A 10,253-nucleotide genomic window follows, 5' to 3' on the forward strand; every position below is an offset into this window, starting at 1 on the left:
TCAAGTTCACAGAAAAGGGCGGTGTCTGGATTCGAGTCGATGTCCATCCGCAAATACACAATAAGGCTAAAGTGTGTATTGAAATTAAGGACAGCGGTATTGGTATAGATGACCAACAGCTAAAATCCGTTTGTGATCAGTTTTATCAGGCTGATAGTCACTCCCAGGGACAGTATGGAGGTACAGGGTTAGGGCTTTCTATTGCAAAGCAACTTATAGAATTAATGGGCGGCACTCTGACATTGGAGAGTGAGCACGGCGTAGGTACTACCGTCACTGTGGCTCTGACATTATCTGTTGTGAAGCCTGAGGAAGATGTTCTGTCTGTCGCCGTTGCTCAGGATGGTTTCAGATGCAATGCCAAAGTTTTGATTGTAGAAGATGACAAAATTAATGCTGATTCGTTGATGTATCTCTTGAATGGATTAGGGTGTAACGTGATTGTGGCGCAGGATGGCGTGAAAGCGCTGGAGTATCTGGACGAACATGATGTTGATCTGATCTTTATGGATCGGCATATGCCTAATATGGATGGCATCACCGCGACCAAACGCTTGCGAGAAGATGATCGATGGAAAAACCTGCCGATAGTCGCCATTACCGCCAGTATGTCGTTGAAAGATAAGGCTGAATGTCTGAACGCAGGAATGAATGAACATGTGTTAAAGCCCTTGTTCACCGAGCAGGCCATCCAGATATTGATGAAATATTGTCGTCGCCTGTGTGTTAAATCAGACAAAGAACTTACCTGGTGAGCCTGAGGATCTGTATCAGGGTGGAGTTTTGCGTGGTCATAGCTCATAAGACGGGGTTAGATCCCGCTGATGCTACTTCGGAGCAGTAACTGGTATTTAATTTGCAGTGATAAGGACAAACAGGAAATATATGTTGGGGTTTTGATGTTTAAAGTTTCTCTGTGGGTGTTAATGGTGCTGTATCTGCCTCTTGTGTCCATAGATATGGTCAATTCTGCTCCTTTAGAAGTCCGTCAATTGGTTAAAGTGGGCACCCCGGAAAGACCGCCACTATTTATTAATGATGCCAATGATGATGTGACCGCCGGTGTTCTGCAGGCTATGAATCAGGTGCAGGATCAATATCGGTTTGAGTCGTTTGATATTCCGGTAAAACGTCGCAGTCAGGCGATCAAGAACGGGTTGGCCGACATCATGATGTGGGATAACCCTGCTTGGCAGTGGCGTATTCCCCTGACTACCAGTTGGCCGTTGTTGCATGCAAAAGATATTTTTATTGCTTTGCGGGCTAACGCCGTCGATCAAAGCTACTTTGAGACTTTCAGTGATAAAACCTTCGCCCTGGTAGGAGGGTATACCTACAGTTTTCTGATGGGCAATAAAAATGCTCAAGAACAACTGGAAGCAGTGTTTGTGAAGTCGGAAGAAATCAGTATTAGAATGTTGCTGGCAGAACGGGTAGATATTGCCGTGACCAGTGATACCACACTAAAGTGGTTTCTCAAGAAGAACCCACAAGCGGCAGAGCAAATACTGGTGTTCAACACTCCGGATTTAGAATATAACCGGACTTTTCTCGTTCCGGAAAAAAGCCCCATATCCGCCAAAGCAATCAACCGTATTTTGTTGTTGGCGGATCGGCAAGGCTTGCTGAAACCGGTTTATCAGCGTTTTGGTCTGGAGGTTCCGATATACCCTCCAGTATCAGTAGTGCCCCGTATCAAAGAATGACGGGGCATGACCAGTCTGTTCAATATTCAATGTTCAAAAAGAGAGAGGGTGTATCTGTTCTTCAGGCAACACCGCTTTAATCGTGTCTGGAATGTCTTTCGAGCAGCTGGCTTTCGCCTCGGTTTCGGATTGATCGAACGCCTGAATCTCCATGTTTACGCAAACCGTCATGGGTTGGCTCTGCCAGTAGTTGTCGCAGCTGTTCAGAACACTGCTCGGGTTTTGTTGTGCATCCTTACCCATGCTGGCCTGCCAGCAAGCCGAGATTAAATCCTGTTGCATCACTTTCATGGCGGCTTCCCGTCCCTGATCTTTGGCGTACCAGATATAGCTGGGGTGGTTTGCGCCAAGCATCGGAGCGTTGATACCGTCCTGGATGGTGACGCTGGCCACGGTATTCACACCAAAGTCATTCAGCTTATAGTAACTGGATACCCAGCTTCTCACCGGGCCACCATAAGCCACGATGGGTAGAGCGCTGCTGCTCCCCTCGTCGATATCCAGCAGCAGTGGCAGCATGCTCACCACATAGGGCTCGAAATAGCGGTAGGTCTCGCTTAAAGTGCTGCCAGCACTGGCCGGAGCTGCAATGGGAGCTACATCGAGAATGCTTTCATACAGTGTGACTTCGTCCGCGGCCACCTGATTCAGCATCAACAGTTTTTCCCAGCGCTGGCTGGTTTTGGAATTGAGATAGTCCTGATCCGGCAGCGAGTAATCGGGCGGAAAGTGAAGTAGTTGTACCGAGCGTTGATTGACGATCGACAAACCCAGCGGCAGAAAGAAACGCCACTCCTTTGCATCCCACTTATTGTCTTTTTTCAGTTGCGTCACGGCACTCGCGGCCAGCGCTCCGTTGGTTAAAAACTGGATAATTTGAGGTTTGTACTCATTGATGACTGTGGCGTCTCCCCTCATGGTCACGCTATAGAGGTCTTTCTCAACCGTGACATCGGCACTGCCATTGGCAATATGATCCCTCTGCAGGCGCTGATTCAGGTAATGCTCGATGGTGGCTTCCAGAGATTCCCCATTGTCAGAGTTGGGGTAGCTGTAGAGAGTCGTGAGTTCGGTTTCATTACCGAGAGGAAAACTGATTGTAGCTGTTGATGGAGTGGTTGAGTCTGAAGTGGGTGTTGGTTGATCACTACAACCATTCACCAGTAGCAAACCAACCCCAAGCAAGCATGTGTTGATGATTTTCATGGGAAGTCCCTTTTCAATGTGTTGTTGACAGAAAAGGGATGATATAGCGTTTGCTCGAACTGTGCAGTGCGAAAGGTAGAGCCTTTGGTGAGTAATATGGTGGTAAACACAGTGGAAAAAGCCTGCCATTGTATGCGCAGGCGTGGAAGGGGGTAGTCAATATCAGTCAGGTCTTTTTACGGCGATGACCTAACCCTAAACCCAGTAGACCAAGTCCCAGCAAAGCCGCAGTGCCTGGGGTTGGCACATCAACAGATAGGGTGGAATGACCAATATGGAAATCACCACTGATCGATCTGATAGTCACATTCAGTTGGCCGTTCGTGTTCAGTGAGGTAAGAGCTTCAAGCTCTAAATCGCTACCGAAATCGCCGAACGTAATACCGCCAGAATCGAAGTCAAGCTCTTCAACCTGAACAAGGGCAATCTCAAGAAACCATTCATCTGCACAGAAAAAGACATCGCATCCATCATCGAAAATCTCAATGGCCAATGAGCCTGACCAGGCTGTGTCGAGTCCAGGTGTGAAACCGTAGCCAGTAATGTCGTGAAAGTAAGAGTATTGACCACCGATATTTACGTCCGTATCCACATCGAAGCTGTCCACAATCAGTCCGGCACTGGCTGACTGAGCCATTGCGAAAGACCCCAGAAGAAGCCCTATTGCTCCCAGTTTTTTAAACATTGTAATCATCCCTATTTGTGATTTATGTCACATATAAAATGTGAACTTGTAGTCGCATTAATCAACAGGCAAATAGGGTGCCACTATAATTAAATTCAATAAAATCAGTTGGTTAGAGTTTTAAAGTGCGGGAGGAATGGTTATTTTGTAAAATAAACTGACACATATGTACCAGTTTTGGGTGTTCACAAGTTTGGCGTCTTATACATTTATGGTTGGGAGGAAGTGCTCGGGCGGGAAGAAGAAAGCCCCTGCGAGGCAGGGGCTTTGGGGGAAGGCTACAGGTGTTGCAGAAGTGAGAGCCGACTGTAATTCTTAACTACAGCTCTGCGATTTTTTTCACCTGTTCTGCCAGCTTGGCAAGCGCACTTTGCATGTCAGCCAGCTTGTCTTTTTCCTTCTGCACCACCTCAGCCGGCGCCTTGTCGACGAACTTTGGATTATTAAGTTTGCCTTCAACACGTTGAATATCCTTGGTGATACGATCGATTTCTTTGTTTAGGCGTGCGGTTTCCGCCTGTACATCAATCAGACCGGCCATGGGCACCAGAATTTCCATATCACCCACCAGGCCGGTAGCGGACATGGGGGCTTCTTCACCGGCATTCAGCCAGGTGATGGATTCAAGACTGGCAAGGCGCATCAGGAACTGGCGGTTGTCGTTCAGGCAGCGTTGATCGTTGTCTGAACCGTTGGCAAAGTACAAAGGAACACTTTTCGCCGGTGAAATGTTCATTTCGCCGCGAATGTTACGCACTCCTTCGATGACGCCTTTCAGCCATTCCACGTCGACGATGGCCTTCTGGTCGATCAGGCTGTCATCGCATTGAGGCAGGGCGGCGGTCATGATGGTTTCACCTTCTGCACCAGCAAGGTCTTTCACCCGCTGCCAGATCTCTTCGGTGATGAACGGCATCAGTGGGTGTGCCAGACGCAGAATTTCTTCCAGTGCGCGAACCATAGTGCGGCGGGTGCCGATCTTTTGTGCTTCGCTGAAATCGTCACTGGTGAGGATAGGCTTGGACAGTTCCAGATACCATGCGCAGTACTCGTTCCAGATAAAGTCGTACAGTGCCTGAGAGGCCAGGTCGAAACGGTAGGCTTCGACACCTTCGGCAAAGGCTTTTTCGACCTGTTGCAGTTTGGCAATGATCCAGCGATCGGCCACGGACAGCTCGTAGTTGTCTGAGCCATCTTGCCCACAATCTTTCGCAGAAACGCGATCGCCGGCGTCGTTCTGAACTTCACAGTTCATCAAAACATAGCGCGAGGCGTTCCAGATCTTGTTGCAGAAGTTGCGGAAGCCTTCGATACGACCTACATCGAATTTGATGTCACGACCGGTGGAGGCCAGTGAGTAATAGGTGTAACGCAGGGCGTCGGTGCCGTAGGCGGCCAGTCCGTCCGGAAACTCCTTGCGGGTTTGTTTTTCGATCTTCTCTCGCAGGCGCGGCACCATCATACCGGCGGTGCGTTTGGCCACCAGGGATTCCAGATCAATACCATCGATCAGATCAATAGGGTCCAGCACGTTGCCCTTGGATTTGGACATCTTCTGGCCTTGACCGTCGCGAACCAGCCCGTGTACATAAACGGTGTGGAACGGTACTTCTTTTTTGAAATGCAGGGTCAGCATGATCATCCGTGCAACCCAGAAGAAGATGATGTCAAAACCGGTCACCAGCACATCGGTGCTGTGGAACGTCTTGAGGAAGTCTGTCTGGGCTGGCCAGCCCAGGGTGCCGAAGGTCCACAGGCCGGAGGAGAACCAGGTGTCCAGTACGTCGTCGTCCTGCTTTAAGACAGCTTCGGCGGGAATGTTGTGCTTCTCGCGAACTTCTTCCTCGCTGCGACCCACGTAGACTTTACCGTCTTCGTCATACCAGGCGGGAATACGGTGGCCCCACCAAAGCTGGCGGGAGATACACCAGTCCTGAATGTCACGCATCCAGGAGAAGTACATGTTCTCGTATTGCTTGGGCACAAACTGAATGTCACCGCCTTCAACGGCCTTAATGGCCTCGTCCGCCAGTGGCTGGGTTTTCACGTACCACTGATCCGTCAGGTAGGGCTCAATCACCACCCCGGTGCGATCGCCGCGGGGCACTTTCAATTTGTGATCGTCGATTTTTTCCAGCAGACCCAGCGCATCCAGATCTTCAACGATCTGTTTGCGGGCGTCGAAACGATCCATTCCCCGGTACTTTTCAGGGGCAGTGTTGTTGATCTCGGCATCGTCGTTGAAGATGTTGTTCAGCGGCAGGTTGTGACGCTGGCCCATCTCGTAATCGTTGAAATCGTGAGCCGGCGTGATTTTTACACAGCCGGTACCGAACTCCATGTCGACGTAATCGTCGCCGATGATGGGAATTTCGCGGTCGACCAGTGGCAGGGTAATGGTCTTGCCAATCAGGTCTTTATAACGCTCATCATCCGGGTGAACCGCCACGGCGGAGTCGCCCAGCATGGTTTCGGGACGCGTGGTGGCGACGACCAGATGGCCGGAACCATCAGTTAACGGGTAGCGGAAGTGCCACAGGAAGCCATCTTCCTCTTCGGACAGTACTTCCAGATCGGATACGGCGGTGTGCAGTTTCGGATCCCAGTTCACCAGACGCTTGCCGCGGTAAATCAGGTCGTCTTCATACAGCTGAATAAAGACTTCCTGAACCGCGTTATAGAAGCCGTCGTCCATGGTGAAGCGCTCGCGGGACCAGTCCGGGCTGGCGCCCAGCCGGCGCAGCTGCTGGGTGATGTTGCCGCCGGATTCTTCTTTCCACTCCCAGACCTTTTCGATGAACTTGTCGCGGCCCAGCTCGTGACGGCTGGTGCCCTGAGCGTCCAGCTGACGTTCTACCACCATCTGGGTGGCGATACCGGCGTGGTCGGTGCCCACTTGCCAAAGGGTGTTGTGACCTTTCATGCGGTGGTAGCGGATCAGGGCGTCCATGATGGATTCCTGAAAACCGTGACCCATGTGCAGGCTACCGGTGACGTTGGGTGGCGGAATCATGATGCAGTAGGGCTCACCCTCGCCAGAAGGCTTGAAATAGCCGTTCTTTTCCCAGGTTTCGTACCAGTTTGTTTCAATAGCCTGTGGCTGGTAGGTTTTATCCATAACGTCAATTGTCTTCGTAGTAAAGCCGGAATTGTGGGCCGATAGCGCGAAATAGGGCGCGACGGCACTGAATATGCGAATTGAAAGGGCTGAGATTATACATGGGCTGGCGGATGGGATACAGCCGTGGGTGATCCTTCGACAGGCTCAGTGCTCGTTCGCCTTGAGCCTGTCGAAGGGCGTGGCAGGGTCGGTGGCCTCTTCCTTTCTATTCCCTGAAAGCAGGCTTCTGATAGAATGCGGCTTTTACAGACCTTGATTTCCCTCAAAACCTACAGGAACCTCCCCATGAGCGCTGCTTCTGCTGGCAAATCCCTTAAAGACTCGGTACTGGCGGTCAATGATGATCTGCCAATTCGCACCGACAAGCCAGTGCACAGTGGCAAGGTGCGCTCAGTGTATTGGCTGACAGAAGCGGACAGTCGCCGCCTGATTGAGGAGAAGGGCTACGACGTGGCACCGGATGCGCCTTTGGCCATTATGGTGATCAGCGACCGGATTTCGGCGTTTGATTGCATCTGGACTGGCGAGGGTGATGTGCGAGGCGTACCCGGCAAGGGCGCGGCGCTGAATGCTATCTCCAATCATTGGTTTAAGCTGTTCCGGGAAAAGGGGCTGGCAGACAGCCACATTCTGGATATTCCCCACCCGTTTGTATGGATCGTACAAAAAGCCAAACCGGTGATGATCGAAGCCATCTGCCGCCAGTACATTACCGGTTCCATGTGGCGTGCCTATTCCAAGGGTGAGCGTGAATTCTGTGGCATCGAAATGCCCGATGATCTGCAAAAAGATCAGAAGCTTGCCGAACTGCTGATCACCCCGTCCACTAAGGGTATTCTCAAGGGCATTCCCGGTGTGCCGGAAGTGGACGATGTGAACATTACCCGCACGGATATCGAAAACAACTTCGAAGCGTTTAACTTCCGCAGCGCCGATGACATCGCTACCTACGAGAAACTGCTGAAAGAAGGTTTCAACGTCATCAGTGATGAGCTGGCGGCACTGGATCAGATCTTTGTGGACACCAAATTCGAGTTTGGTTTTGTCACGGATAAAGCGGGCAATGAAAAACTGATCTACATGGACGAAGTGGGCACGCCGGATTCTTCCCGGATCTGGGATGGCGAGAGCTATCGCAACGGCAAAATCGTGGAAAACTCCAAAGAGGGCTTCCGCCAGTTTTTGCTGAATCACTTTGAAGACCCGGATATTCTGCTCAACAAAGACCGCATGGACGAGCGCTCAGCTCTGGCGCGTGACAATGAGTTGCCTATGGACGCGTTGATGGACATTTCCCGCACCTACACCGGCATTGCCGAAAAAGTGACGGGTCAGAAAATTGTATTGTCTGATAACCCCAAGGCCGAGATCGTTGAGGTCTTGCGTGAGCAGTACGGGTTGATTGATTGAATAACCCAAGGTTGACGCAGGGTAAAATGCAATGGATTGTAAAGCTGAAACCTAAATACGAATTTTCGTTAAGAGTTGTGCTACGGTAATGGCAATCATTATTCAAAACGCCATGTGACGCCATCAACATGTTTACAAAATCTCGCACACACAGACTCAGAGCAGGGCGCATCATGTTGACGCTTATGCTTCTGCAGTGCCTGTTTGTTGCCGTTGAGGCAGCGTGCGATATTTTTATTCCAGAAGAAAGTCACCACTCTCTTTCCGCGGATGCATTTGCATTTGATTCAACCTCTGTAGATCAACCTCACTCTGGATTTGATGACCACGTGTCTGGCAACGACGCGGCGCAGGAGAGTTGTGACCACTGCTGTCAGTGTCATGGGCATAGTTCCCACGTAGCCGTTTTGCCTTTCGTTATAGCCGTCACTGTAGTACCTGAGACAGCTATTCTGGTCTCTTATCCTACCGATGCATCGTCAAAGTCTCTCTCGTCTATCTATCGTCCCCCCATCGTTTAACCCTGCTGTTTTCTTGTCGTTTATTCATTTTTAACGGTCTGATTTAACCAACACAGGGTACGTGTATGTGCATTTTATGGTCCGGGCAGCGACGTCTGCTTCCGGGGGCGTGGATGTGTGCTTGTCTGCTTTTGATACTGCCGTTCGTGGGTGCAGCGCAGACTGAAGCAATCCAGCGTTCAATAACTCTTGAGCAGGCGCTCAGGAAATCTTTAAACAATAATCCCGAATTGCAGATGTTTCAGTGGCGTTTCAAAGCGCTGGATGGTCAGCAACAATCCGCCGATCTGGCTCCGCCTCTGGAGCTGGGTTTCGAAGCAGAAAATATACTGGGCAGTGACAATTACTCAGGAATGGACAGTGCTGAGCTGACCGTATCTCTGTCTTCGGTTATTGAGTTGGGAGGTAAACGCGACTCCCGACTCGCGTTGGCGGACTCCCGCTATGTTCTGGCTGAAGCCGAACGTCAGGCACAATCCCTCAATCTGTTGGGCAAGGTGACACAGAGCTTTATTGTTGCGCTGACATTGCAGGAAAAATTGCAAGTAGCAGAAGACACCACTCGCCTGGCAACCGACAGTCATCAGTTGGTGGGTCTGCGTGTGCAGCGTGGCGCCGCACCGGAAGCGGAGCGGCTGCGGGCAAAAGCTGCGGTGACGCAGGCTCGTTTAAAGCAGGCTGCACTGGAAGCTCAGCTGCGCAGCCAAAAGCTAACGCTCGCGACTTTATGGGGGGCGGAACGGGTGATGTTTGAGCGTTTATCGGGAGACCTTTCGACCTTTGATGCATCGTCCGGGTTTGAGGTCTTGTATCAACGCGCGCTCACCTCGCCTGCAATTGAAGTCTTATCCCGAGAGGAGCGTGTACGTGATGCCGATGTTGAACTGGCCAGAAGTCAGGCTTCAGCGAATATGCAGTGGAGTATCGGAGTGCGACGGTTTGAAGAGACAAACGATACTGCGCTGACGGCAGGCCTGTCTGTGCCGCTATTTTCCGGTCGACGCAAACAAGGCGCGCTTAAAACCGCTCTGGCAGAGAAAGCCATGGTGGGTGAGCGTAAACGTGTGAGCCTGCTGGCGCTACGTTCTCGATTGTTTCAGGCGTGGCAGACTCATCAGCAAAGTGTTGTCGCCGCCCGGCAGATGAGAAAAGAGGTTCTACCTCTGCTGGAGCGCGCCATGGAGCAAACCCGTGAGGCTTATGAGCAGGGACGATATCGCTATCGGGACTGGATCGCCGCACAGCAAGAACTGTTGAATGCCCGCCTGGAAACGATCGACGCGGCGTCTTTTGCGTTACTGAATCAGGCGTTGATAGAACAGCTTACCGCCCAGTCACTGGCAAACGATGATGAGCAGAAGACAACGACCAAACAGTATGTCGACAGTGAGGTTGATCATGAAGCGCAATAATCAAATTCAGGAAATATTTATGCCCAGTTTCAGCAATAAGCAGTATACAAAAGCTCTGCTTGCGACTCTGCTCGCTGCGGCGGCACTCGCATTTGGGTTGATGAGCGCCTCTGCATCGGAGTCTCATCAGTCACACGACGATGATGGTTTCGATAGTGAAAAGCACGGTCAGGAAGTACACGGTCAGGAAGT

7 protein-coding genes are annotated in these 10,253 nt (G+C 51.1%); 4 read left to right on the forward strand and 3 right to left on the reverse strand.

The window, feature by feature from the left end; translation table 11 throughout:
• On the forward strand, positions 1-755 hold a 755-nt coding region (locus ACTG33_RS14210), incomplete at its 5' end, for a response regulator (protein ID WP_439135885.1).
• A 144-nt stretch (positions 756-899) separates the two neighbouring features.
• A complete protein-coding gene (locus ACTG33_RS14215; RefSeq protein WP_439135886.1) occupies positions 900-1,706 on the forward strand; it encodes a hypothetical protein in 807 nt (268 codons plus the stop codon).
• 33 nt (positions 1,707-1,739) lie between these two features.
• On the opposite strand, the gene ACTG33_RS14220 is transcribed toward ACTG33_RS14215, so the two are convergent.
• The 3 genes from ACTG33_RS14220 to ACTG33_RS14230 all read right to left on the reverse strand — a co-directional run bounded on the left by ACTG33_RS14220 (position 1,740) and on the right by ACTG33_RS14230 (position 6,715).
• Complete coding sequence (locus ACTG33_RS14220) at positions 1,740-2,912, reverse strand: hypothetical protein (protein WP_439135887.1); 1,173 nt, start codon at positions 2,910-2,912, stop codon at positions 1,740-1,742.
• A gap of 166 nt (positions 2,913-3,078) precedes the next feature.
• A complete protein-coding gene (locus tag ACTG33_RS14225) occupies positions 3,079-3,549 on the reverse strand; it encodes a PEP-CTERM sorting domain-containing protein (RefSeq protein WP_439135888.1) in 471 nt (156 codons plus the stop codon).
• Positions 3,550-3,916: 367 nt separating this feature from the next.
• Positions 3,917-6,715, reverse strand: a complete 2,799-nt coding sequence (locus ACTG33_RS14230) for a valine--tRNA ligase (protein ID WP_439135889.1) — start codon at positions 6,713-6,715, stop codon at positions 3,917-3,919.
• A gap of 288 nt (positions 6,716-7,003) precedes the next feature.
• Between ACTG33_RS14230 and ACTG33_RS14235 the strand changes: the two genes are divergently transcribed.
• Both ACTG33_RS14235 and ACTG33_RS14240 read left to right on the forward strand, forming a co-directional pair.
• Positions 7,004-8,128 carry a phosphoribosylaminoimidazolesuccinocarboxamide synthase gene (locus ACTG33_RS14235; RefSeq protein ID WP_439135890.1) on the forward strand — a complete coding sequence of 375 codons (1,125 nt, stop codon included), beginning with the start codon at positions 7,004-7,006 and terminating at the stop codon, positions 8,126-8,128.
• A gap of 586 nt (positions 8,129-8,714) precedes the next feature.
• Entirely contained in the window at positions 8,715-10,061 is a 1,347-nt protein-coding gene (locus ACTG33_RS14240; protein ID WP_439135891.1) for a TolC family protein, read from the forward strand.
• Positions 10,062-10,253: the final 192 nt, after the last annotated feature.

It is taken from the genome of Pseudomaricurvus sp. (genome assembly GCF_965662505.1).
GTDB lineage: Bacteria > Pseudomonadota > Gammaproteobacteria > Pseudomonadales > Cellvibrionaceae > Pseudomaricurvus.

Excerpts from the sequence above, each read along its gene's own strand:
- ACTG33_RS14220 (WP_439135887.1), bottom strand. The coding sequence starts at position 2,912 with ATGAAAATCATCAACACATGCTTGCTTGGGGTTGGTTTGCTACTGGTG.
- ACTG33_RS14235 (WP_439135890.1), top strand. The coding sequence starts at position 7,004 with ATGAGCGCTGCTTCTGCTGGCAAATCCCTTAAAGACTCGGTACTGGCG.
- ACTG33_RS14230 (WP_439135889.1), bottom strand. The coding sequence starts at position 6,715 with ATGGATAAAACCTACCAGCCACAGGCTATTGAAACAAACTGGTACGAA.
- ACTG33_RS14240 (WP_439135891.1), top strand. The coding sequence starts at position 8,715 with ATGTGCATTTTATGGTCCGGGCAGCGACGTCTGCTTCCGGGGGCGTGG.
- ACTG33_RS14215 (WP_439135886.1), top strand. The coding sequence starts at position 900 with ATGTTTAAAGTTTCTCTGTGGGTGTTAATGGTGCTGTATCTGCCTCTT.
- ACTG33_RS14225 (WP_439135888.1), bottom strand. The coding sequence starts at position 3,549 with ATGGCTCAGTCAGCCAGTGCCGGACTGATTGTGGACAGCTTCGATGTG.